The organism is Arthrobacter sp. TMS2-4 (assembly GCF_054511075.1).
Genome location: NZ_JBTNDI010000001.1, coordinates 660,805 through 682,849, shown reverse-complemented (window position 1 = coordinate 682,849; position 22,045 = coordinate 660,805). Strand labels below are relative to the sequence as shown.

Here is a 22,045-nt window from a genome sequence, read left to right as displayed (position 1 = left end):
CAGGACAGGTGCGCGACGACCGTCTCCGGGATCATCGGAGGGCTCCGCGCCCGATCGACAGCACTGCACCACGGGGAGGAGACGCGCATGGTCGGCGGCCTTCCCTATGTCCGGGCGCTCACGCTCGTCTCGCTGATCATGTCGGTGTCCGCCGCGTCCCACGTCCTCGCCGCCGGACACCTGCCGCACCTCGGGTTGATCCTGCTGCTCGGCTCACTGCTCCTCGTCCCGATGACGCTGCTCACCCGACGTGTCCTCTCCGCCCGGTCGGCAATCCTTGTCATGGGTGCGGGACAGCTTCTGCTGCACACCCTCTTCGACATGACCGCCGCTCCTGCGGTCTGCCAGAGCTCCTCGGCGGTGCCCGGCCATCACGCGGCCTTCGAGCTCGCCTGCGCGCCGGCCGCGCAGGACCAGCTGGGCGCCTCCTCCGGGGGCCTCGCGATGCTGCTGCTGCACGCGCTCGCCACGGTGGTCCTGGCCCTCGCGGTCTCCCGCAGCGACCGCGCGCTGGAACTCCTCCGTGCGTGGCTCCGGCCGCTGTTCGTTCTTCCGGCGCTCGCCCCACAGGCTCCACCGCGCCGCCGTCCGGTCCGGGACGTCCCGCCGCCCGTCGCACCGCTTTCGGTGCACGCCTCGGTCCCGACCCTGCGGGGTCCGCCGCGCGCCTGCGCGCTGCCGAGCTGACCCAGACGTCCCGACGGACGCTGGGGTCCGGTGGCGCTCCCCTGCACCGCTCCCCAGTTCCGAAGCCGCTCCACGTCCTCCCGCCGACGCGGGCCGGAGCGCACCCTGCGAAAGGCAGTCCCATGTCCTACCCCCGTACTTCGCGCGCCCTCACCACCGGCGCCGTCGCCCTCGCCACCGCCGGCCTGATGGCCGTCGGCCTCGGTGCGGCCGGCGCGCACGTCACCGTCGCCCCTACCACCACCACCGAGGACGGGTACGCGCAGCTCACCTTCAGCGTGCCCAACGAATCCGAGACCGCGGGCACGAACAAGCTCGAGGTGCAGCTGCCCACCGAGCAGCCGTTCACCTCCGTGCGGGTCAAGCCGGTGGAGGGCTGGACGGCCGAGGTGGTCACCGGAGCCCTGCCCGAGCCCGTCACCACCCCCGACGGCGCCACGCTCAGCGAGGCGCCCCTGTCCGTCGTGTGGACGGCGGACGCGGGAGCTGAGATCTCGCAGCAGGAGTACCAGACGTTCTCCATCTCCGTGGGCCGCCTGCCGGAGGCGGGATCCACCGTGCTGTTGCCGGCCATCCAGTCCTACACGGACGGTGAGGTGTCGGAGTGGACCCAGGAGGCCGTCGAGGGCGAGGAGGAGCCGGAGAAGCCGGCGCCGTCCTTCGTGACCACCGCGGCTGCCGAGGGTGAGGACGCGCACGGCACCCATGGGGCTGACAGCGAGGCGACCGACGAGGCCGTCGACGCCGAGCAGGCGGGGTCGACTACCGACGCCGCGGCGGACACCGACACGGGCTCGACGTCGGCGCTCGGCTGGGCCGGTCTGGTCGCCGGCCTGCTCGGGCTGGCCGCGGGCGGAACGGCGCTCGTCCGGACGAGGCGCCGGGCCTAGCCACACGGAGCGGGCTAGACCTGCACAGGTCGGACTAGGCGGTCGGATGTGGGCAGGGCAGGCCCGGCCTGGACTCGAAACGGGTGGTGTCGGCGGAAGTTGGCACCGCCCGTCGGTTCCTCTCCCTGCCCGGCCACCAGCGCCGGGTCAGTCGACGGCGGGCTCGAGGAACCACAGGCGTGTCTCGCCGTACTTCTTGTCCGCGAACCGCTCGAGCCACGCGGGCCACTCCGGCTCCGGGGAGCGCGCCGACCGCTCGACGACGACCACGGCGCCGTCGGCCAGCCGCGACTCGAGCGCACCGACGACTGCGAGCACGCCGTCCGCCATGACCGTGTACGGCGGGTCCATGAACACGAGATCCCACGTCAGCTCCGGCGCGGCGCGTTCCAGGTACGTCTCCACCTTGGACCGGTGCACCCGCACCGCCGTCCAGCCCAGCACCCGGTTCACGAGGTCGGCGTTCTTCTGCGCGACGGCGGCGGCGCGGTCTGCGGACTCGACGAGATCCACGGTGGCCGCGCCACGGCTGGCGCTCTCCACGCCGAGGGACCCGGACCCGGCGTACAGGTCCAGCACGTGCGCCCCGTGGAGCACGCCGTAGGACTCGAGGCTCGAGAAGAGGGCTTCCTTCACGCGGTCGGTCGTGGGCCGGGTGCCGTTTCCCTCGACGCTGGTCAGGGTCGAGCCGCCCGCGGCTCCGGCGATGATGCGCGTCATACCGTCGACTCTATCGCCCGCCCGGCACACGCGCCCTACACCGCGTAGATGCTCGCGTCCTCGTGGCGGAACCCCAGGAACAGGCGGCTGCCGGGCTCGATCCCGAGGGTGACGACGTCGGACGGTGCCACGTCCGCTTCCATGCCGCCCGCGTGCACCCGGACGAGGTCGCCGCGGTGCTCGACGTCGTCGACCTCCGCCAGACGGAAGGCCGTCCCCGGTGCGGTCGGGGCGCTGCGGGACACGGTGACCCGGCCGGGGCGGACGGCGAGCGCGAGGGACGCCCCCTCCGGCGCCGTGCCGGTCAGCGGCACCGTCCATCCGTCCCGTGACGCGAAACCGTCCGCCGTCCGGAGGCCCCGAAGGAGGTTAAGGCCGGCGAGGTGCGCGCCGAACGCCGTCACCGGCCGGGTCAGGACGGCCGCTGTGGCGCCGGCCTCGACCACCCGGCCGCCGTCGAGGATGAGCACGCGGTCGGCGAGGAGGAAGGCGTCGAGGGGATCATGGGTGACGATGATGGCCGACCGTTCCGCGAGGACATCCCGCAGCAGGGTGCGGATGGCCGGCGCGACGGTGACGTCGAGGGCGGACAGCGGTTCGTCGAGCAGGAGCAGGGAGGGGTCGGCCGCGAGGGCGCGGGCGACGGCGACGCGCTGCGCCTGCCCGCCCGAGAGCGCCCCTGGACGTCGTCCGGCGAGGTCCGCTGCTCCGACGCGATCCAGCCAGTCCATGGCCGTCGCGCGGGCGGAGCCGCGGTGCGCACCGCGGCTCCGGGGACCGAAGGCGACGTTCTCCAGCGCGGAGAGGTGCGGGAACAGCAGCGCCTCCTGCGCGAGCAGCGACACGCCGCGGTGCCGTGGTTCGGTGAGCGTGCGCCGGTCCGCGCCGACGTCGAACAGGACCGTCCCGTCCAGCTCGGCCCGTCCCGTGGACGGCGCGAGCAGCCCGGCGGACAGCGCGAGCAGCGTCGACTTCCCGGCGCCGTTGGGCCCGAGGACGGCGAGGGTCTCCCCCGGCGCGAGCTCGAAGGCGACGTCGAAGCCGCGGTCGACGAGGGTCGCGGCGAAGGTGAGGCTCATGGGCGGGCACCGTCCCGGGACGGTGCCCGCGGCGGTGCGAGGTCGCCGAGGGGGCGGACGCGGTGGGCCACGCCGACGACGGCGATGGCCACCAGCACGAGGATGAAGGAGAGGGCGACGGCAGCATCGGGGTCGGTCTCGCGCTGGAGGTAGACCTCGAGCGGGAGTGTCCGCGTGGTGCCCTGGAGGCTGCCGGCGAAGGTCAGCGTGGCGCCGAACTCCCCGAGGGCGCGGGCGAAGGAGAGCACCGCCCCGGACACGAGGGCGGGCAGCACGAGGGGCAGGGTGATGCGCCGCAGCACGGTCCAGCGCCCGGCGCCGAGGGTGGCGCCCACGGCCTCGTAGCGGGTGCCGACCGTCCGCAGGGCTCCCTCGAGGCTGAGCACCAGGAACGGCAGGGCCACGAAGGCCTGTGACAGGACGACGGCGGTGGTGGTGAAGGCGATCTCGAGGCCCAGGGCGCTGAGGCTGCCGCCGAGCAGGCCTCGCCGCCCGAAGGTGTAGAGCAGCGCGATGCCGCCCACCACGGGCGGCAGGACCAGGGGCAGCAGCACGAGGGCGCGCAGCAGCCGCTGGCCGCGGAACGAGGTCCGGGCGAGGACGAGCGCCATGGGGATGCCGACCAGGACGCAGAGCGCCGTCGCGGTCAGCGACGTGCGCAGGCTCAGCAGCAGGGCCGCCGTCGCGCTGTCCGAGGTGACGAGCACCAGGAAGTTCGGCCAGTCGACCCGCAGCGCCATCGCGACGACCGGCAGCACCACGAACAGGCTGCCGACGACGGCGATTCCCACCACCCATCGGGGCAGGCGTGCGGCGTTCATGGGCGCGGTGTTCATGGGCGCGACCTCAGGGCGCACCGAAGGGCGCACCGAAGCCGGCCGATGTCAGGACGGACCGCCCTGACGGACCGGACGCGAAGTCCACGAACTCCTGCGCGGTACGGGCATCGGAGCTCCCTGCGACGGTTGCGATCGAGTAGGTGGTGGGCACACCGGCGGCTTCGGGGAGGACGATGCCGTGGACGGCGCCGCCCGCCGCCCGCACATCGGTCACGTAGACCAGCCCGGCGTCAGCCTCGCCGGAGGTGACCTTCCCCAGCACGTCCGTCACGGAGGACTCCTCGCTGACGGGCCTCAGGTCCACGCCGGCAGCGTCCCCGACCCTGGCGGCAGCTGCGCCGCACGGCACCTGCGGTGCGCAGACCACCGTCCGGACGCCGGGCCGGGCCGCGTCGGCGAGGGAGGTGATTCCCGCCGGGTTGTCCGGCGGGACAGCGAGCTGGAGCGTGTTGGTGGCGACCTCCACCGGGTCCCCGACGAGCAGGTCCGACACCCGTCCCATGGTCCGGGCGTCGGCGGAAGCGAACACGTCCGCCGGGGCACCCTCGCCGATCTGGGTGGCGAGATCGGACGAGCCCGCGAAGGTCAGGCCGACCTCCGTCCCCGGGTGGGCCTCCTCGAACTGCCCGGCCAGTTCGGTGAAGGGGGCGGTGAGGGAGGCGGCGGCGAACACGGTGATGCTGCCGTCGCCCGCGTCGCGGCTCCCGGCAGCGTCAGTCGCGTCGGGGTCGGCGGTGCCGCACGCCGTCAGGGCGAGGAGGACGGCGGCGGCCCCCGCGACGACGGTGGCGGTTCCGACGGCAGCCGTCGAACGCACGCGGCTCATGCCTTGCCCGTGGGCGTCTCGATGATGACCGTGGTGGCCTTGACGACGGCGATGGCGATCGAGCCCTTCTCCAGGCCGAGGTCCCGCACGGCCTCGCTGCTCATGAGGGACACGACGCGGTGGGGCCCGCACTGCAGCTCGACCTGGGCCATGACGGTGTCGGTGATGATGTCCGTGATGATGCCGACGAACCGGTTGCGGGCGGACCGGCCGATGTCCGAGGGGTCGCCGGGCAGCACGGCGTTGCGACGGGCGAGCCCGGCAAGTTCCAGCGCGTCCACCACGGCCCGTCCCGAGGCGTCCTTCGTGCTGCCGAGGAGGCCGCCGTCGATCCAGCGGCGCACCGTGTCATCGCTGACGGCGAGGAAGCGGGCCGCGTCGCCGATCCGTATTTGCGTCATGCAGGAGACGTTACCCCCTCAGGTGCGGAGATCTCAGCCCTTCTCCAGGAACGCTTCCTTCTCGGGGTTGAGATACAGCTCGATGGCCAGGGCCAGGCCGGGCAGCTCGCGCAGATCCGGGTCCACGGCGACGATCTCCTGGGCGTCGGTGCGCGCCTTGTCGATGACCGTGCCGTGCTGGGTGATCTTCAGGAAGCGGAGGGCCGAGCGCCCACCGGACTGCGACGCCCCGAGGATGTCGCCCTCGCGCCGGAGTTCGAGGTCCTTCTGCGAGAGTTCGAAGCCGTCCGTGGTGGACGCGACGGCGGAGAGCCGCTCACGACTCGGGTGGTCGGGCTCGAGCTTCGTCACGAGCAGGCAGGTCCCCGCGTGCCCGCCACGGCCGATGCGCCCGCGGAGCTGGTGCAGCTGGGAGATGCCGAAGCGGTCCGCGTCCATGATGACCATGAGCGTGGCGTTGGGGACGTCGACGCCCACCTCGATCACCGTGGTGGCGATCAGCAGCTGCACGGTGCCGTCCGCGAAGCGCGCCATGACGTCCGCCTTGTCCTGCGGGTCCATCCGCCCGTGCAGCATGCCGCTCGTGACACCCTGCAGCTGGGGGATCCCCGCCAGGGACTCGACGAGCGCGACGACGCTGGTGAGCTCCTGCGCCCCCCCGGCCTTCCGGTCCGCGGCGGGCTCCCCGTAGAGCGCCTCGGGGGCGTCGTCGTCGGCCCTGCCGTTGTCGCCGATCTTCGGGCACACCACGTAGACCTGCCGCCCGGCGTCGATCTCCTCGCGGGCGCGCGCCCAGATCCTGTCGATCCACGCCGGGTGCTCGGTGAGCCCCACCTCGTGGGTGACGATCGGCGACCGGCCGGCCGGCAGCTCGGAGAGCGTGGACGTCTCGAGGTCCCCGAAAACCGTCATGGCGACGGTCCGGGGGATCGGCGTGGCGGTCATGACCAGCACATGCGGGGAGGTGCGGGCCTTGGTCCGCAGGGAGTCGCGCTGCTCCACACCGAAGCGGTGCTGCTCATCCACGACGATCAGGCCGAGGTCGAAGAACTGCACGTTCTCGGACAGCAGCGCATGGGTGCCGACGACGATCCCGGCGTCCCCCGAGGCGGCGTCGAGCAGTGATTTCTTCCGCTGCGCCGTGGACATGGACCCGGTGAGCAGCACCACGCGGGTGCCGTCCAAGGCTCCGCCGAGCATGCCGCCCTCGGCCAGCGGCCCGAGGGTCCGGGTGATGGACTGCAGGTGTTGCGCGGCGAGCACCTCGGTGGGCGCGAGCAGCGCCGCCTGTCCCCCGGCGTCGATGACCTGCAGCATGGCGCGCAGGGCCACGAGGGTCTTGCCCGAGCCCACCTCGCCCTGCAGCAGCCGGTTCATGGGGTGGTCCCGGGCGAGGTCCTCCGCGAGGGTCAGGCCGACGTCGCGCTGGCCCTGCGTCAGGGTGAAGGGCAGCCGGGCGTCGAACTGGTCGAGCAGTCCGCCCGTGGAGGGCGGGCGCGCCGTCGCCTCCTCGCGGGCAGCGAGCGAACGACGGCGGGCGAGGGCCGCCTGCAGCACGAACGCCTCCTGGTAGCGGAGGCGGTGCTGGGCCCGGTAGGCGTCCTCGATCTGGGGCGGCCGGTGCACGAGTTCGTAGGCCGTCGCGAGACTCATGAGCTTGTCGCGGCGGGCGATGGACCCGGGGATGGGGTCGTCGAGGTCGGCGAGGTGCAGGGTGTCGAGGACCACGCCCACGGCCTTGGCGATCGCGTCGCTGCTGAGCTTCTCCACCGCCGGGTAGACGGGGATGGGCCGTCTGGCGCGGGCGGGGTCGTCGTCGCCCTCGTCGAGCAGGGAGTAGCGCGGGTTGGTGAGCGAGAGCCGGCCGCGGTAGAGCGTGACCTTGCCGGAGAACATGGCCCGCACCCCGGGCTTGAGTTCACGGGCGGCGGTGAAACCGTTGAAGAACGTGAGGTTCATGCCGCCGAGGCTGCCGTCCGCATCGTCGGTGATGACCACCTCGAGGAGCGTGCCCTTGCGCGTGTGCATGCGCCGTGAGTTGGCGGACTGCACGCGGGCGATCAGGGTGACCTCCTCGTCCACCGGGACCTCGGCGATGGGCGTCAGTTCGCCGCGCTTGAGGTAGGTGCGCGGGAAGTGGTTGAGCAGCTCGCCGACCGTGGTGATGCCGAAGTGCTTCTCCAGGTGCTTGGCCACCGGGCCGAGGCGCTTGTGGAGCGGTGCGTCGAGCTCGGAAGCGGTCGTCTCCCGGACTGCACCCGTCATGGGCCGGACGACGTCAGGACTCACCGGCCTCGACTCCGACGGGCGGGGCGGCGAGCTGGGTGACCGTGATGCTGACGGGCGTGCCCGCCTCGTGGATGAGTGCCAGGGCGGGTGCCGGGTCCGGGACGTGCACGTGGACGCGCCAGCGGTAGCCGTCCTCCACGGGGGAGACTGCACTCATGATCACGGAGTCGCCGATCTCGTCGAGGTGCAGGCGCAGGGTGGCGGCATCCAGGGGGCTCAGGTTGATGGTGCACATGACCTCCACCCCGTCCGTGTCGCCGCCCAGGTGGATGTGCGGGGCCTGGATGTCGTAGCCGTGAAGGCCGTCGAGGAGCTCGTCCTGCAACTCCTCTCCGAGGGCCGCGGCGCGCAGCGCATCGAGGATCAGGAGGAAACCCACGCCTCCGGCGTCGACGACCTTCGCCTCGGCCAGCACCCCGAGCTGGCTCTCGGTGTCGACCACGGCCCGGAGTGCCGCCTGCACCGTGGCCCGGAGGGTCCGGGCGAGGGCGGCGTTGCTGTCATCGGCGGCGTCCCCGGAAGCGGTCTCGGCCGCGCCGCGCGCACTGGCCTCGAGGACCGAGAGCATGGTGCCCGGGACGGGATCGCTGAGCGCGGACCAGCTGCGGATCTGCGCGCGATGCAGGGCGGAGGCGAGCGACGAACTGGTGAGCCGTGTGGTGCCGTGCAACGGTTCGGCGAGTGCGGAGAGGAACACGGCGAAGAGAGTGCCGGAGTTCCCGAGCGCCTCCTCCATGGCGGCGCGGCCCGCGACGGACAGCAGTTCACCGAGGTCGTCGGCGTCCTCGTCGAGCGCGGCACGTGCGGCGGAGCAGACGGTCCGGTAGAGGTTGGTACCGGTGTCGCCGTCGGCCACGGGGAAGATGTTGATCGCGTTCAGGCGGTCGCTGTGATTGCCGAGGGACTCTTCGGCCTTGCTCAACCAACGCTTCATCGCGATCGCGTTCGCGGTGATCTTAGTGTGCAAAATGATCCCATCCCCTGAGAGCTGCGGCCTGTGACGCCAGTGTCACGAGCGGCTTGCCCGCCACTACCGAGCCTACCGCAGTGAACCCGGCCGGCAGCAGGGCGCCGCGGGGGAACGTGGCGAGGAGCCCGTGGTCCTCGCCCCCGCCGAGCACCCACTCCAGGGCATCCGCGCCCAGCAGCGCTGCGGCTTCCTGCAGAGGGACCGCGTAGCGCCGCAGCACGTCGGGGTCGAGGTCCAGTCCCACGCCGCTCGCCGTCGCGATGCGTCCGGCGTCGCGGAGGAGCCCGTCGGAGATGTCCAGCATGGCGGACGCGCCTGCGACGGCGGCGGCAGGACCGGCGGCAAGGGGCGGGCGCGGCCGCAGCTGCGCGGCGATCAGCTCCTCCAGTCCGACCTCCTCCACCGAGCGGCTGTCCTCGAGCAGGGCGAGGCCCGCGGCGGCCCGGCCCAGGGTGCCGGCGACGGCGACCGTGTGCCCGGGCTTCGCGCCGGAGCGCAGGACGGGCTCCCGGCCGTCGAGCACCCCGGTCACCGCGGCCGTGACGACGAGCTGCCCTCCGGCACCGAGATCACCGCCGACGACGCCGCACCCCACCGCGCCGAGGTCGCGGATCGCGGCCGTGAGGCCGTCGGCGAGCTCCTCCACCCACGCCACGGGGGTGGCGGGCGGGAGCGTCAGGCTGACCACCAGCGAAGTGGCGCGGCCCCCCATCGCGTTGATGTCGCTGAGGTTCTGGGCTGCACACTTCCAGCCGACGTCGAAGCCGGTGGTGCGGTGCCCGTTGGGGCGCAGGAGCCGGAAATCGTGGTCCTCGACGAGCGTGTCGATGCTGAGCACGGTCCTGCCGTCCGGCGCGGCGAGAAGTGCGGCGTCGTCGCCAGGACCCAGGAGGACGCCCTCCGGCACGGGGAGGCGCGGGAAGATCCGCGCGAGGAGTTCGGCTTCGGAGAGGTCCGCAACGAGGGAGCTCCCCGCCGCGTCCCCTGCGGGACGGGACGGCGATCCCGGGCGGTTGCTGCTCATGACGCTACCCCCGACGCGCCGGACCGGCAGGACCGGACCGATACTCGGTGGGTGCCGCCGGTCGCCAGAACTTTCCTCACGTCCTGCACCTTACCGGTCGCCCGCGGCGAGGGGCGCGACCGGATCAGTGCCGACGACGTCGGACGGCGAGGACCACGACGGCAGCGAGCGCGGCGGCGACCAGGCCCGCGCCGATCCACGCGACCGGTGCCAGCGAGGTCGCGCGCGCCTCCTCGGCGACGACCGTCGCGGTGCTGCTCGCGGAGCTGCTCGCGGTGCTGCTTGCGGTCGGCGTGGCGGACCGTGTGGCGAGCGGGGTGGCGTCGGCTGGTGCGGTGTCGGTCGCCGGGACAGTACCCACCGCGGCAGGCGAGGCGGTCGGTGCCGGTGGGGCGGTCGTGGCCGGGACGGTTGCCGTCGCGGCGGGCGTGGCCGAGGGGGACGCCGTCGTCTCGGCCGGGCTGGGACTCGGCGCGGGCACCGGCGCCTCGTCGGCGACCGGTACGACCTCGCGGGTCGCGGCGTCGTACCGGAGGTTCGTGTAGATGAGGGTGTCGGCGAACACGAGGTTGCCGGTGCCGGGTTCGATGAGGTGGCCTGTCCCGGGGTGGACGAGGAACCCCGTCCGGGCGTTGATGGCGAAGCCCGTGACCGGGTCCGTCCCGGAGGTCGCCAACGGGTCGACGACGGGCGGAGCCGGCTCCCCGAAGGTCGCGCCCGGCCGGGGTTGCTCCACGACGCGCGGCTGCTGCTGGCCCGCGACGGCGGGACGCACGGACGAGGGCTCGGACTCGACGGCCAGGGCGGCCGCGGGGGTCCAGAGGACGGCTGCTGCGAGGACGACGGCAAGGGCGCCGGTCGTGGTCCTGAGGGCAGTGGCGGTCAGGGGGAAGCGGTGGTGCGTGGTCATTCGTCCTCGGCTCGGGATCTCGCACGGGCGGCTGGTGGCGACACCGGGTGCGCGGGGGAACCGGCGGCCTGAGACTGGCTGCCGGCTCCTGCATCCTACGGGCGGCAGCTCCTGCCGCCCTGCTTCCGGCAGGCCTGACGGCGGCGTGTCGCACGCGAGCGGACGCCGCTCGGCGTGTGCGCACCATCCTCCCGGCGCGCGCACGGAGACCGCTCCCGCCGCTGCAGCGCACGTCCACCGATAGGCTGGCATCATGCCCGCCCTCCCCCGCGCCCTGACCGCCCTGCTGCCCGCCGTGGTCCTTCTGGCCGGGCTGACCGGGTGCTCGGCGGTGGTGGACGTGGACCCCGCCGGGGACGCCGCGAACGCCCGGTGCGCCGACGTCATGATCGCCCTGCCGCCCACCGTCGCCGAGAGCGAGCAGCGCGAGACGAACAGCCAGGCCACCTCCGCCTGGGGGGACCCGTCCCGGGTGGTGCTGCGGTGCGGCGTCGACGTGCCGGGCCCCACCACCGATCCCTGCGTCACCGTGAACGACGTCGACTGGGTGGTGCGCGAGGGGGACCCTGCGTGGACGGCCACCACCTACGGGCGGGATCCGGCGGTCGAGGTCCTGTTCGATCCCGACGAGGTGGCCTCGAGCACCGTCCTCGTGGAACTCGGCGATGCCGTGTCGCGGGTCGAGCCGACACGTGCCTGCGTCGGGCTGTCCGACGCCACCCCAGCGCCGACCGGCGGCTGACGTCCAACCCCGCGACCGCGCTCCATCCACCGACTGCCAGGAGGCACCGTGAAAGCCGAGCAAATCTCCGACGTCTGCACGTTCCATGGCGAGGGCCCGTACTGGGATCCGCGCCGCGGCGAACTCCTGTTCGTCGACATGATGGCGGGCGACGTCCTGCTGCGCCACGAGGACGGCAGCATCGACCGCTTCAGCGTCCACCCCCGCCTGGCCGGTGTGCTCCGCGGTCGCGCCTCCGGTGGCTACGTCATCGGCGTGGAGCGCGGCTTCGTGTTCGCCGACGACTCCTTCTCGACGCTCGAGCAGGGCCCCGAGGCCTTCAGCGACAGCGCGGTCCGCATGAACGACGGCGGCTGCGACACCGCGGGCCGCTTCCTGTGCGGGTCCATGGGCTGGGAGGGCGGCTTCGGCGCGGGGACCCTGTACTCGCTGGACACCGACCACGGTGTGTCCACGCTCCTGACGGGCCTCACCGTGTCCAACGGACTGCACTTCTCCCCCTCGGGCGACACCGCGTTCCTCAGTGACACCCCGACGGGGCGCATCGACGCCCTCGGATACGACGTCGACGCCGGCCGTTTCACCGACCGCCGCACGTTCGCCGTCGTCGAACCCGCCCTCGGCATGCCGGACGGCATGGCGGTCGACGCCGAGGGCGGCATCTGGACGGCCCTGTACGGGGGCGGCGCGGTGGCCCGGTACGACGCGTCGGGCCGGCTCTCCGAGCACATCACGCTGCCCGTCACCAACGTGACGGCGTGCGCGTTCGGCGGGACGGATCTCTCGACGCTGTTCATCACGACGACGCAGGAGAACATCCCGGAGGGCTCGGAGCCTCCCGCCGGCGCTCTGTTCGCCTTCGAGCCGGGCGTCACCGGTGCTGCCCTGCCCATGTTCCGCGGGTAACGCCGACGTTCCGCGGGTAGCGAGGAGGATGCGCCGGCACCACATGCGTCGGTCGAGGGGTGCGGTACCGGTGGTCCGGCCGTCCGGTCATCGGCCCGATCTTCCGCCGGGGTCATCGTCCGGCTCAAAGGACGGGCTGGCTCCGGTGACGGCGATGCGGGCGCCGGAGACGTAGTGCGCATGCGCACCGTCGACTGCATACCACCGTCATGGATGGCACTCCCCGGAGATGTCAGAGACGCTCAGTAGACTGACGGTCCACGCTGATCACGACGAAGAGGAACCGACATGGCAGACACACTGGGAAGCCCGCAATCCGAGCCCGAGGGCGGCTTCGAGCGCGATCCCTCCGACTGGGTCACGGGCGACGAACCGATGACGGCGGCGCAGCGGAGCTACCTCGACACCCTGGCACGCGAGGCCGGCGAGGAGATCCCCGCCGACATCAACAAGGCCGAGGCCTCCGAGCACATCGACCGGCTGCAGGGCAAGAGCAAGCGGGTCAGCGACTCCTGACCTGCGCCGATCCCGCTTCCCGAATCTTTCGGGGAGTGGGGTCGGACGCCCGGCGCCCTCTATCGCACGCCGGCGAAGTTGAACTCGGTGCAGATGTCCTGACCGAACACGAAGCGCCGCACGGGGGCGGTGCGCGCTTCGGCAAGCGCATCGGAGCCGGTGAAGCGGATGCCCGGGACGCCATCCCCCACGAGGACCGGCGCCGTGGTGAGGTACAAACGGTCCAGCAGGCCGGCTTCGAGGAAGCGCGACACCGTGTTGCCACCGCCCTCGATGAGGATCTTCTCGAGTCCACGCGCCCGCAGCACGTCCACGATGTGCTGCGGTGCGAAGTCCTCGTCGCGCGCCCGAAGCACTTCCACGGAGGACGGCAGGCCGTCGGGAACCGTTGCGTCGTCGCCGACGATCCAGAGGGTGAGCACGCCGTCGTCGGCCAGGACCCGTGCCCCCACCGCCACGCGCGCCGACGAGTCCAGGACCACCCGCACGGGGCTGGATCCGCGCACGTCGCGCACCGCCAGCGAGCAGTCCTCCGCGAGGACGGTCGACGCCCCGACGACGACGGCGTCGACCAGTGCGCGCAGGCGCTGCAGGTGCCCGTGGTCGCCGCGGTCCTCGTGGAGCCCGGCGTCGCCGGAGCGTGACGCGATGAAACCGTCGAGGCTCTGCCGCAGCTGGCCGACGACGAGCTGTCCGGACGCCGCCGCGAGATAACCGTAGCGGTGGGTCAGTTCCTCCGCCTCGCCCGGCGCGGGCGCCGGGGGGACGACGCCGTCGAGCAGTGACCTCCACGCGTCGGCGGACGGCGGAGTGTCGTGCCGCATCCGAGCGCGCTTCGTCGCGAGGTACCCGGCGTTCTCCGATCGCTCGGACACGGGGAGCCCGCGGCGCTCGACGACGTCGATCCCGAGGTCCTCGAGTGCCTCCTCCTTCGCGGGGTTGCCCGAGAGGAGGCGGACGGCACGGATGCCGAGGTCCTGGAGGATCTCCGCCGCCTGGTCGTAGCGCCGGGCGTCGACGGGCAGGCCCAGCTCCGTGTTCGCATCCACGGTGTCCACGCCCTGGTCCTGGAGGGCGTAGGCCTTGAGCTTGGCGAGCAGTCCGATGCCGCGGCCCTCGTGCCCCCGGACGTAGACGACGATGCCGCGTCCCTCCCCGGCGATGGCGGAGAGCGCGGCGTCGAGCTGTTCGCCGCAGTCGCAGCGCCAGGATCCGAAAGCGTCCCCGGTGAGGCATTCGCTGTGGACGCGGACCAGGGGCGGCACCTCGTGCCGGCCGTGCGCCGCATCGTCGATCCCCTGCGCCAGCGCCACGTGCTCCGTCCCCTCGCCGTCCCGGTAGCCGATCATGCGGAAGGTCCCGTGCCGGGTGGGCAGCACGGTCTCGACGACCCTCTCGATGGTGGCCGGCACGGGAGCCGATGCGGGGTGCGTGGACTGCAGGGACATGGAACAACCTTAGGAGCGGGGCGTGGGTACGCGAAAAGCAGGTCTGCTGGTGTCAACGGGCGGCGGCGGCCATTTATTGCTGGGCCTCCTCGTGCCGGCCCGCCTGCCGGTCCTCCTGCCGGTCCTGCTGCCGGTCCTGCTGCCGGTCCTGCTGCCGGTCCTGCTGCCGGGAGGGACGCCTGACCTCCGCGGCGGCCCGGCCCAGGACCTCACGGACCGCGAGGACGGCGGGACGCCGGGCGCCGGCGCGGCGCGCGGAGGTGAAGATGGAGCGCTGCGGATCCTCGGCGAGGTCGAGCAGTCGCACGGGCACGTTGCGGCCCGTCCAGACCAGCTCCGGCATCAGCGCGACGGCGTTGCCCGATTCGATGAGGCGGATCTGTGCCTGGAGATCCGCCGTCTCGTACCGCACGTCGGGTTCGAAGCCGGCCCGCCGGCACGCCTGCTCGGCCCAGTGCCTCGACGCGGCCCCCCGTGGTTCCATGACCCACGCCGCTTCAGCAGCCTCCGCCACCGAGGAGATGCGGGCGTAGGGGTGGCCCGCCGAGGGCACGGCGAGCTGGATGGCGTCCTGCGTCAGCGCGAGGTGGTCGAGTTCGGGGTGGCGTGGTGCGGCATGTCCGGGGTACTGCTCCGCGATCACGAGGTCGAAATCCCGGGCGAAGGTCTCGTAGAGGGCGGTCTCCGGCTCGCGCTGCACCATCTCCACGCGGACGTCGGGGTAGTCGTGGGTCATGGACGTCAGGGCGTCCGGCATCAGTGCGAGGGCGGCCGACTGGAACACCGCGACGCGGACGGTCCCCGACACCGTGGTCAGCGAGGCGGCGAGATCCGCCTCGGCGCGCTCGAGGGTCTCCAGCAGTTCGGCGGTGTGCGCGACGAGCACCTCGGCCTGCGCCGTGAGGACCACGCGGCGGCCGGTCTTCCGCAGCAGCGGGACGCCCACCTCCCGCTCGAGCTGGGCCAGCTGCTGCGACACGGAGGAGGGGCTGTAGCTGAGGGCTGCGGCGACGTCCGCGAGGGTCCCCCGGATCTTCAGTTCGCGGAGCAGCCTGAGCCTGCGCAGGTCGAGCATCGGCCTCCCGTACGGTTCGGTTTTACTGACGAATACCATTTGGTATTCATTGCTTTTCCTAATCGTACGATGCGCCCGATACTGGTAGGGAAGTAGCTGCTTCATCCTGTGCCCGGCGCCAGCCGTCCGACCGAAAGCCGTTGCCATGACAACCCAGATCCCGCCCCGCGAGGGCACCGCCACCACCCCGGCGTCCCCGGACCCGTCGATCGCCTCGCACCCGAGCGCCGACGTGGAGCCCGCCACCTTCTCCGCCGGGGCCGGCGGGACCACAGGGATCCCGGGAGGGTCGCCGGGCGAGGCGATCGCCCTGGTGCGGCGGTGGCTCACCGAGGCGTCGAAGGTCCCGGTCGATACCTCCGCCAAGCAGCTCGCCGGCGTCCTGAAGGACCCCGACGGGCTGGCCTTCACCGTCGGCTTCGTCGACGGCGTGATCCGCCCGGACGACCTCGCGGTCGCGGCCCGGAACCTCGGCGCCATCGCACCGAAAGTCCCCTCCTTCCTCCCCTGGTACATGCGCTCGGCCGTGAAGGTGGGTGCCGCCGTCGCTCCCGTCCTGCCGCAGGTCGTCATCCCGATCGCCCGCCGCGTGCTGCGCGAGATGGTGGGGCACCTCATCATCGACGCGTCCGACGCCCGGCTGGGGCGCTCCATCGGGAAGATCCGCGGCGAGGACGTGCGCCTGAACATCAACCTGCTCGGCGAGGCCGTCCTCGGTGACCACGAGGCCGAGCGCCGCCTCGCCGGCACCGTGCGACTCCTCGAGCGGCCCGACGTCGACTACGTCTCCATCAAGGTTTCGTCCACGGTCGCCCCGCACACGGCCTGGGCCTTCGACGAGGCGGTCCGGCACGTCGCGGAGAAGCTCGCTCCCCTGTACACGCTCGCGGCGCAGGCCGGGACGCCGAAGTTCATCAACCTCGACATGGAGGAGTACAAGGACCTCGACCTGACGATCGCGGTGTTCATGGAGATCCTCGACCGGCCCGAGTTCATGAGCCTCGAGGCGGGCATCGTCCTGCAGGCGTACCTCCCCGACTCCCTGGCCGCGATGATCCGGCTGCAGGAGTGGGCCGCGGCCCGGCGGGCCCGGGGCGGTGCCGGCATCAAGGTCCGCGTGGTCAAGGGCGCCAACCTCCCGATGGAGCAGGTCGAGGCGTCCCTCCACGACTGGCCGCTCGCCACCTGGGGCTCGAAGCAGGAGTCGGACACGCACTACAAGCGCGTACTGAACTACGCCCTGCAGCCGGGCCGCATCGAGAATGTGCGCATCGGCGTCGCCGGCCACAACCTCTTCGACCTCGCCTTCGCCTGGCTGCTCGCCGGCGAGCGCGATGTCCGCCACGGCATCGAGTTCGAGATGCTCCTCGGCATGGCCCAGGGGCAGGCCGAGGCCGTCAAGCGCGACGTCGGCTCCCTGCTCCTCTACACGCCCGTGGTGCATCCCGCTGAGTTCGACGTCGCCATCGCCTACCTCATCCGCCGCCTGGAAGAGGGGGCGAGCCAGGACAACTTCATGTCCGCCGTCTTCGAGCTCGCGGAGAACGAAGCCCTCTTCGACCGCGAGAAGAGCCGCTTCCTCGCCTCCCTCGAGGAGCTGGACACGGCCATCCCCGCGCCGAACCGACGGCAGGACCGCGGTGTTCCCGCCCCGGCCCACCCGGGGTCCGGGTTCTCCAACACCCCCGACACCGATCCCTCGCTCCCGGCGAACCGGTCCTGGGGACGGGCGATCCTCGAGCGGGTGGACGCGTCCGACCTGGGGAACGACGTCGTCGCCGCGACGACGGTGACGCGTGCCGAGGACCTCGAGGACACGATCGCCGGCGCCGTCGCCGCGGCCACGTCCTGGGGCTCGCTCACGGGTGCCGAGCGTGCCGCGGTCCTGCATCGGGCCGGCGACGCTCTCGAGGCGCGCCGGGCCGACCTCATGGAGGTCATGGCCGCCGAGACCGGCAAGACGCTCGACCAGGCCGATCCGGAGATCTCCGAGGCCGTCGACTTCGCCCACTACTACGCCGAGCTCGCCCGCGAGCTCGACGACGTCGACGGCGCGTCCTTCTCCCCCGTCCGGCTCACCGTCGTCACCCCGCCGTGGAACTTCCCCGTCGCGATCCCCGCGGGCTCCACCCTGGCGGCCCTCGCGGCCGGGTCCTCCGTGATCATCAAACCCGCCACGCAGGCACGGCGCTGCGGCTCGGTCATGGTCGAGGCCCTGTGGGAGGCGGGCGTCCCGCGAGAGGTCCTGCGCCTCGCCCACCTCGACGAGAGGGACCTCGGGCGCCAGCTCGTCGCCGATCCGCGGGTGGACCGCGTGATCCTCACCGGCGGCTACGAGACAGCGGAGCTGTTCCGCTCCTTCCGGCCCGACCTGCCGCTGCTCGCGGAGACCTCGGGCAAGAACGCCATCATCGTGACCCCCAGCGCGGATCTGGACCTCGCGGCGAAGGACGTGGCGCAGTCCGCTTTCGGCCACGCCGGCCAGAAGTGCTCAGCGGCCTCCCTGGTCATCCTCGTGGGCAGCGTGGCGACCTCGCAGCGCTTCCGCAACCAGCTGCTCGACGCCGTCGGATCGCTGACCGTGGGCTACCCCACCGACCCGGACACGCAGATGGGTCCCGTCATCGATCCCGCCGCCGGGAAGCTCCTCGACGGGCTCACGAGACTCGGCGAAGGAGAGTCGTGGGTCATCGAACCGCGGCAGCTCGACGACTCGGGCCGGCTGTGGAGCCCCGGCGTCCGCACCGGAGTGCAGCGCGGGTCCACGTACCACCTCACGGAGTACTTCGGTCCGATCCTCGGCGTCATGACGGCAGCCACCCTCGAGGACGCCATCGCGCTGCAGAACGACATCGACTACGGGCTCACCTCCGGCATCCACTCCCTCGACGGTCGGGAGATCGCCACCTGGCTCGACGGCGTGCAGGCCGGAAATCTCTACGTGAACCGGGGCATCACCGGGGCGATCGTCCAGCGCCAGCCCTTCGGTGGGTGGAAGAAGTCCGCCGTCGGCGCCGGCACCAAGGCCGGAGGCCCCAACTACCTCGTGGGCCTCGGCGCCTGGGCGCCGCAGGAGTCCCGGGCACAGGGTCGCCCCTTGCCCGTCGTCGAACCCCTGCTCACGGCAGCCCACGCGGCCGGCCTGCCCGAGGCCGACGTCGCCCGCCTCCACCGCGCTGCGGTGTCGGATGCGGCAGCGTGGACGAGCGAGTTCGGGCGGGTGAAGGACGTCTCCGCCCTCGCGGCGGAGCGGAACCTCTTCCGCTACCTTGCACACCCCGTGACGGTTCGCCTCGCCGCGGGTGCCCCGGTCGCCGACCTCGTCCGGATCCTGCTGGCGGCCCGCGCTGCCGGCGCCCCGGTGAGCGTGTCGAGCGCCGTCGAGCTTCCTTCGGCCCTGCGGCCCGTCGTCCTCGCGCAGGCGGAAGGCGTCACCATCGAGGACGACGACGCCTGGCTGGCACGGGCGTCGTCGCTCACGGCGCGCCGCGTGCGGCTGATCGGTGGCGGGGCGTCGTCGCTCGCGGAGGCGACCGGCGGCCGTCCGGATCTCGCGGTCTACGCGCAGCCCGTCACGGAATCGGGGCGGGTGGAGCTGCTGCCGTTCCTGCAGGAGCAGGCGATCAGCATCACGGCGCACCGTTTCGGGACGCCGGACGCGCTGACGGACAGCATCCTGTAACGCTGTCGCCCCGTCCACGGGGCACGCACCCGGCTCTTTCATGGAGCACCCGCTTCTACGGGCAGCGGCCTCACGCTGCTCCACCGACAACGAACTACGTGCATCCATCAAAACTGCTCCCCGGAAGTCGGAACTGAATGCCTCAGTCCACCTTCCGGGGAGCAGTTCACCATCGAATACTCATTCACTCATCGACGCCAATGAGGAGCGCGGTGGCTGCAGTAGTAGTGGCCGCAGCTCAGCCGAGCCAGTCCGGGGGCCCAGCGAGGCCGATCCGGTAGCGCGCCGCGTCCTCGGAGGGGCTATGCGGCCCGAGGGCCAGCTGGAAGGTCCGCAACTGCCAGCGGGTGCGCTGCAAGCGTAGGCGCGCCGCGGGCGAGCGATCACCGCGGCCGGGCACCCCGGCGAAGGGGGCCACGGACGGGGAGAGCACCAGCGCCCCGGCGCTGGCGAGGCCGCTGTAGAAGATCCGCTCGGCCCGGTTCAGCCCGTCCGGGGCGGAGAGGAAGGCCAGGAGCTCGGCGGGGACGGGTTCGAGGTCGGTCTCCAGCGCGCGCAGGGCCTCGGTGAGTTCCCGGCGGTTACCCGGGAGGTCCTCGGCCCCGAGCGCCCGGGCGCTGCGGGACCAGTCGGCGACGTAGGTGTCGGCCCAGTTGCGGCCGAACCGCGGGGTTAGGTCGTGGCCGACGGCCTCCTGGGCCCCGAGGAAGGCGTCGGTGAAGGCCAGGTGCACCCAGCGGAGCAGGGCGGGGTCGGAGGCGGAGTAGGCGCGGCCGTCGTCGGTGGTGCCGCGGACCCGCCCGTGCATGCCGCGGACCCGCGCCGAATCCCGCTCGGCGAGCTCTGCGGAGCCGAAGGTGCTCACGGTGAGCCAGCGGGCGGTCCCGGCGAGGCGGGCCCAGGGGTCGCTGCGGTAGGAGGAGTGCCGCGCGACCCCGGCCATCGCCAGCGGGTGGGCACCCTGCCCGAGGAGGGCCGCGACCCCGCCGACGAGGGTGGAGAGGTCGCCGTGGACCCGCCAGACGACGCCGTCGGGCTCGAACCAGCCCGGTCCCTCCCCGACCAGGGCGATGTCCCGCACCCAGTCCGGCGCCCCCGTGGGGTCACCGGAGACCCGGGCACGGAAGGCGCGGCGGACCCGGTGGGCCAGGTCGGCGGGGCGCGGTATCGGACTAGCAGGCATCATGCTCCATCGACGGTAGGTCGGGTACGACGGACACCTAAGGACAGGACTCCACTACGAAGCGTAGAACACGACCCTGACACGGCGATGGCCGAGTGGGTTCCTCATCGTCAGAAGAGCGTTGGTGCGTCGGGGTCGATGCCGCTGATCAGGGGGCGGATGATCGGACTATTACCCGCTCTACAGAACATCGTTTTGAGAACCATACTCATGTCGCTACCGTTAGTGAGAACAGTATTCAATAACGGGGGGTGTGGTACGTGGTGGGTCTTACCCTCAGCGACCTGTCTATTCGGATCGCAAACCATTCGCTCGTCAGGAATGTGGCCCTGTCAATTGCTCCTGGCGAAGCGGTGGCACTGATCGGAGCATCCGGGTCAGGTAAGTCGCTGACTGCCGCAGCCATCACGGGATCCCTTCCGGGAAGCGCGCAAGTCACGGGTCACCTGAAGATCCAGGGGCAGGACGTTCGTCTTGCCGACCGGCATCGCCCGGGCGTGGCCGCTGTGCGCCAGGACTCTCTGACTGCTCTTCACCCGCTGGTGCGGATCGATCGGCAACTCGCCCCTGTTCTTCTCCGATCAGATGCCGCTACGACCCGTGCAGCCGCGGTGGATCTGGCCGCATCCATGCTCGGGGAGGTCGGGTTCGCTGACCCACGACGCGTCCTCCAGAGCTTCCCGATGGAACTCTCCGGCGGGCAAAGGCAACGGGTCTGCATCGTGCAGGCGCTGGCCTGTCAGGCGTCGTTCCTGGTTGCGGATGAACCGACGACGGCCCTCGATGTCGTGTCACAGCAGCTCGTCCTCGCGGCGTTGCGGACAGCGGCTGAAGCCGGCGCCGGGATCCTGCTCATCACCCATGACGTTGCGGTGGCTGCTTCCCTGTGTTCCCGGGCAGTGGTCATTGATGACGGGGTTGTCGTCGATAGAGGTTCCTTCACCGATCTTGCCGTCGCCACGCATTCGAGCGCACCCGCGCTGATCCAGTCCGCGCACCACGCGCCTAGCCGGGGAAGCATCACGGCCGCATGACACTCCTTCCCACCGCTCCTACCGTGACGCTCACGGCACGGGATGTGCGGCTCTCACTGTCGCGGCCCGGGCTGGCTTTTCGCAGGAGCGCGTCCCCAGAGATTCTTCATGGGGTGTCCTTGAAGGTCTCCAGTGGCAGCAGCATGGGACTTGTCGGCAGCTCCGGGTCGGGTAAGTCGACGTTCTTGCGCACACTGCTGGCCCTCGAGACACCGGATTCCGGGTCGGTGACGCTGCACGACCGGGTAATCCGCCCTGGGTCGTTGAAGGCACTGCGCTGGTACCGGCAACAGGTGCAGTACGTACCCCAGGATCCGGCGAGCAGCCTCGATCCGCGGATGACCGTGGACCAGCTCCTGCGCGAGCCTCTTGTGTGCCTTGGAGTCGACGGACAGCACTCGGCCCGGATCCGCGACGCACTGTCCAGGGTGGAGCTCCCCGCGATTTCTTCTGGGAAGCGGCCGTTCGAGTTGTCCGGCGGGCAGAACCAGCGTGTGGCGATCGCCCGGGCCCTCGTGGTCGGTCCTGCAATTCTCCTCGCGGATGAGCCGGTGAGCGGGCTTGACCTGCCGTTACGCAATCAGGTGCTCGAGGTCCTGCGGATGCTCATCAGCGAGCACAACCTGGGGTTGCTGTTCGTGTCCCACGACCTCGATGCGATCGCCGCCGTGTGCGCGAGGACCGCGGTCCTCGCCGACGGGCGGATCGTGGAAGAAGGACCCACCGGGCGGATCCTCGATGATCCGCAGCAGGAGGCAACCCGCGAACTCAACGCCGCACGACTGTTCCCGGGCGCTGTCACTCGATGACCGCTAGCGCTCCTG

The 22,045-nt window shown here is 71.9% G+C and carries 20 protein-coding genes; 8 read left to right on the top strand and 12 right to left on the bottom strand.

Annotated elements, in window-relative coordinates:
• Positions 1-87: 87 nt before the first annotated feature.
• Both ACX80F_RS03175 and ACX80F_RS03170 read left to right on the top strand, forming a co-directional pair.
• Complete coding sequence (locus tag ACX80F_RS03175) at positions 88-687, top strand: hypothetical protein (protein ID WP_459334914.1); 600 nt, start codon at positions 88-90, stop codon at positions 685-687.
• Positions 688-809: 122 nt separating this feature from the next.
• Entirely contained in the window at positions 810-1,577 is a 768-nt protein-coding gene (locus ACX80F_RS03170; RefSeq protein WP_459334913.1) for a YcnI family copper-binding membrane protein, read from the top strand.
• 147 nt (positions 1,578-1,724) lie between these two features.
• Here the strand turns inward: ACX80F_RS03170 and rsmD are convergent, their stop codons facing one another.
• The 9 genes from rsmD to ACX80F_RS03125 all read right to left on the bottom strand — a co-directional run bounded on the left by rsmD (position 1,725) and on the right by ACX80F_RS03125 (position 10,635).
• A complete protein-coding gene (rsmD, locus tag ACX80F_RS03165) occupies positions 1,725-2,297 on the bottom strand; it encodes a 16S rRNA (guanine(966)-N(2))-methyltransferase RsmD (protein WP_459334912.1) in 573 nt (190 codons plus the stop codon).
• 35 nt (positions 2,298-2,332) lie between these two features.
• On the bottom strand, positions 2,333-3,376 hold the full coding sequence (locus tag ACX80F_RS03160) for a sulfate/molybdate ABC transporter ATP-binding protein (protein ID WP_459334911.1): 1,044 nt from the start codon (positions 3,374-3,376) through the stop codon (positions 2,333-2,335).
• A complete protein-coding gene (locus tag ACX80F_RS03155) occupies positions 3,373-4,212 on the bottom strand; it encodes an ABC transporter permease (protein ID WP_459334910.1) in 840 nt (279 codons plus the stop codon). The genes ACX80F_RS03160 and ACX80F_RS03155 overlap by 4 nt, the downstream gene beginning before the upstream one ends.
• A 10-nt stretch (positions 4,213-4,222) precedes the next feature.
• Positions 4,223-5,041, bottom strand: a complete 819-nt coding sequence (gene modA / locus ACX80F_RS03150; RefSeq protein ID WP_459334909.1) for a molybdate ABC transporter substrate-binding protein — start codon at positions 5,039-5,041, stop codon at positions 4,223-4,225.
• Positions 5,038-5,442 carry a TOBE domain-containing protein gene (locus ACX80F_RS03145; protein ID WP_459334908.1) on the bottom strand — a complete coding sequence of 135 codons (405 nt, stop codon included), beginning with the start codon at positions 5,440-5,442 and terminating at the stop codon, positions 5,038-5,040. Before ACX80F_RS03145 ends, modA begins: the two co-directional genes overlap by 4 nt.
• Positions 5,443-5,475: 33 nt before the next feature.
• Positions 5,476-7,707, bottom strand: coding sequence for an ATP-dependent DNA helicase RecG (locus tag ACX80F_RS03140; protein WP_459334954.1), 2,232 nt, complete (start codon positions 7,705-7,707; stop codon positions 5,476-5,478).
• A gap of 13 nt (positions 7,708-7,720) precedes the next feature.
• Positions 7,721-8,665: a DAK2 domain-containing protein gene (locus ACX80F_RS03135; protein ID WP_459334953.1), complete on the bottom strand. Its 945-nt coding sequence runs from the start codon at positions 8,663-8,665 to the stop codon at positions 7,721-7,723.
• A gap of 22 nt (positions 8,666-8,687) precedes the next feature.
• Entirely contained in the window at positions 8,688-9,725 is a 1,038-nt protein-coding gene (locus ACX80F_RS03130) for a thiamine-phosphate kinase (protein ID WP_459334907.1), read from the bottom strand.
• A 124-nt stretch (positions 9,726-9,849) separates the two neighbouring features.
• The gene (locus tag ACX80F_RS03125) at positions 9,850-10,635 is read right to left on the bottom strand and encodes a hypothetical protein (RefSeq protein ID WP_459334906.1); all 786 of its coding nucleotides are present in this window, start codon (positions 10,633-10,635) and stop codon (positions 9,850-9,852) included.
• Positions 10,636-10,888: 253 nt separating this feature from the next.
• On the opposite strand from ACX80F_RS03125, the gene ACX80F_RS03120 reads away from it, so the two are divergent.
• The 3 genes from ACX80F_RS03120 to ACX80F_RS03110 all read left to right on the top strand — a co-directional run bounded on the left by ACX80F_RS03120 (position 10,889) and on the right by ACX80F_RS03110 (position 12,799).
• Positions 10,889-11,377 (top strand): DUF3515 domain-containing protein, encoded by a 489-nt coding sequence (locus ACX80F_RS03120; protein WP_459334905.1) that lies wholly within the window; start codon positions 10,889-10,891, stop codon positions 11,375-11,377.
• 48 nt (positions 11,378-11,425) lie between these two features.
• On the top strand, positions 11,426-12,283 hold the full coding sequence (locus ACX80F_RS03115) for an SMP-30/gluconolactonase/LRE family protein (protein ID WP_459334904.1): 858 nt from the start codon (positions 11,426-11,428) through the stop codon (positions 12,281-12,283).
• Positions 12,284-12,571: 288 nt separating this feature from the next.
• A complete protein-coding gene (locus tag ACX80F_RS03110; protein WP_434993972.1) occupies positions 12,572-12,799 on the top strand; it encodes a DUF3072 domain-containing protein in 228 nt (75 codons plus the stop codon).
• A 59-nt stretch (positions 12,800-12,858) separates the two neighbouring features.
• Here the strand turns inward: ACX80F_RS03110 and ribA are convergent, their stop codons facing one another.
• Together ribA and ACX80F_RS03100 are read right to left on the bottom strand one after the other, a co-directional pair.
• Entirely contained in the window at positions 12,859-14,247 is a 1,389-nt protein-coding gene (gene ribA, locus ACX80F_RS03105) for a GTP cyclohydrolase II (protein WP_459334903.1), read from the bottom strand.
• 73 nt (positions 14,248-14,320) lie between these two features.
• The gene (locus tag ACX80F_RS03100; RefSeq protein ID WP_459334952.1) at positions 14,321-15,322 is read right to left on the bottom strand and encodes a LysR family transcriptional regulator; all 1,002 of its coding nucleotides are present in this window, start codon (positions 15,320-15,322) and stop codon (positions 14,321-14,323) included.
• Positions 15,323-15,467: 145 nt separating this feature from the next.
• Here ACX80F_RS03100 and ACX80F_RS03095 point away from each other — a divergent pair, with 145 nt between their 5' ends.
• The gene (locus ACX80F_RS03095) at positions 15,468-19,004 is read left to right on the top strand and encodes a bifunctional proline dehydrogenase/L-glutamate gamma-semialdehyde dehydrogenase (RefSeq protein ID WP_459334902.1); all 3,537 of its coding nucleotides are present in this window, start codon (positions 15,468-15,470) and stop codon (positions 19,002-19,004) included.
• Positions 19,005-19,242: 238 nt separating this feature from the next.
• Here the strand turns inward: ACX80F_RS03095 and ACX80F_RS03090 are convergent, their stop codons facing one another.
• The gene (locus tag ACX80F_RS03090) at positions 19,243-20,190 is read right to left on the bottom strand and encodes an oxygenase MpaB family protein (protein WP_459334901.1); all 948 of its coding nucleotides are present in this window, start codon (positions 20,188-20,190) and stop codon (positions 19,243-19,245) included.
• Positions 20,191-20,438: 248 nt separating this feature from the next.
• Here ACX80F_RS03090 and ACX80F_RS03085 point away from each other — a divergent pair, with 248 nt between their 5' ends.
• Together ACX80F_RS03085 and ACX80F_RS03080 are read left to right on the top strand one after the other, a co-directional pair.
• Entirely contained in the window at positions 20,439-21,221 is a 783-nt protein-coding gene (locus ACX80F_RS03085) for an ATP-binding cassette domain-containing protein (RefSeq protein ID WP_459334900.1), read from the top strand.
• Entirely contained in the window at positions 21,218-22,030 is an 813-nt protein-coding gene (locus ACX80F_RS03080) for an ABC transporter ATP-binding protein (protein ID WP_459334899.1), read from the top strand. Before ACX80F_RS03085 ends, ACX80F_RS03080 begins: the two co-directional genes overlap by 4 nt.
• Positions 22,031-22,045 lie beyond the last annotated feature (15 nt).

Excerpts from the sequence above, each read along its gene's own strand:
- ACX80F_RS03175 (WP_459334914.1), top strand. The coding sequence starts at position 88 with ATGGTCGGCGGCCTTCCCTATGTCCGGGCGCTCACGCTCGTCTCGCTG.
- ACX80F_RS03170 (WP_459334913.1), top strand. The coding sequence starts at position 810 with ATGTCCTACCCCCGTACTTCGCGCGCCCTCACCACCGGCGCCGTCGCC.
- rsmD (WP_459334912.1), bottom strand. The coding sequence starts at position 2,297 with ATGACGCGCATCATCGCCGGAGCCGCGGGCGGCTCGACCCTGACCAGC.
- ACX80F_RS03160 (WP_459334911.1), bottom strand. The coding sequence starts at position 3,376 with ATGAGCCTCACCTTCGCCGCGACCCTCGTCGACCGCGGCTTCGACGTC.
- ACX80F_RS03155 (WP_459334910.1), bottom strand. The coding sequence starts at position 4,212 with ATGAACACCGCGCCCATGAACGCCGCACGCCTGCCCCGATGGGTGGTG.
- modA (WP_459334909.1), bottom strand. The coding sequence starts at position 5,041 with ATGAGCCGCGTGCGTTCGACGGCTGCCGTCGGAACCGCCACCGTCGTC.
- ACX80F_RS03145 (WP_459334908.1), bottom strand. The coding sequence starts at position 5,442 with ATGACGCAAATACGGATCGGCGACGCGGCCCGCTTCCTCGCCGTCAGC.
- ACX80F_RS03140 (WP_459334954.1), bottom strand. The coding sequence starts at position 7,707 with ATGACGGGTGCAGTCCGGGAGACGACCGCTTCCGAGCTCGACGCACCG.
- ACX80F_RS03135 (WP_459334953.1), bottom strand. The coding sequence starts at position 8,665 with ATGAAGCGTTGGTTGAGCAAGGCCGAAGAGTCCCTCGGCAATCACAGC.
- ACX80F_RS03130 (WP_459334907.1), bottom strand. The coding sequence starts at position 9,725 with ATGAGCAGCAACCGCCCGGGATCGCCGTCCCGTCCCGCAGGGGACGCG.
- ACX80F_RS03125 (WP_459334906.1), bottom strand. The coding sequence starts at position 10,635 with ATGACCACGCACCACCGCTTCCCCCTGACCGCCACTGCCCTCAGGACC.
- ACX80F_RS03120 (WP_459334905.1), top strand. The coding sequence starts at position 10,889 with ATGCCCGCCCTCCCCCGCGCCCTGACCGCCCTGCTGCCCGCCGTGGTC.
- ACX80F_RS03110 (WP_434993972.1), top strand. The coding sequence starts at position 12,572 with ATGGCAGACACACTGGGAAGCCCGCAATCCGAGCCCGAGGGCGGCTTC.
- ribA (WP_459334903.1), bottom strand. The coding sequence starts at position 14,247 with ATGTCCCTGCAGTCCACGCACCCCGCATCGGCTCCCGTGCCGGCCACC.
- ACX80F_RS03100 (WP_459334952.1), bottom strand. The coding sequence starts at position 15,322 with ATGCTCGACCTGCGCAGGCTCAGGCTGCTCCGCGAACTGAAGATCCGG.
- ACX80F_RS03095 (WP_459334902.1), top strand. The coding sequence starts at position 15,468 with ATGACAACCCAGATCCCGCCCCGCGAGGGCACCGCCACCACCCCGGCG.
- ACX80F_RS03090 (WP_459334901.1), bottom strand. The coding sequence starts at position 20,190 with ATGATGCCTGCTAGTCCGATACCGCGCCCCGCCGACCTGGCCCACCGG.
- ACX80F_RS03080 (WP_459334899.1), top strand. The coding sequence starts at position 21,218 with ATGACACTCCTTCCCACCGCTCCTACCGTGACGCTCACGGCACGGGAT.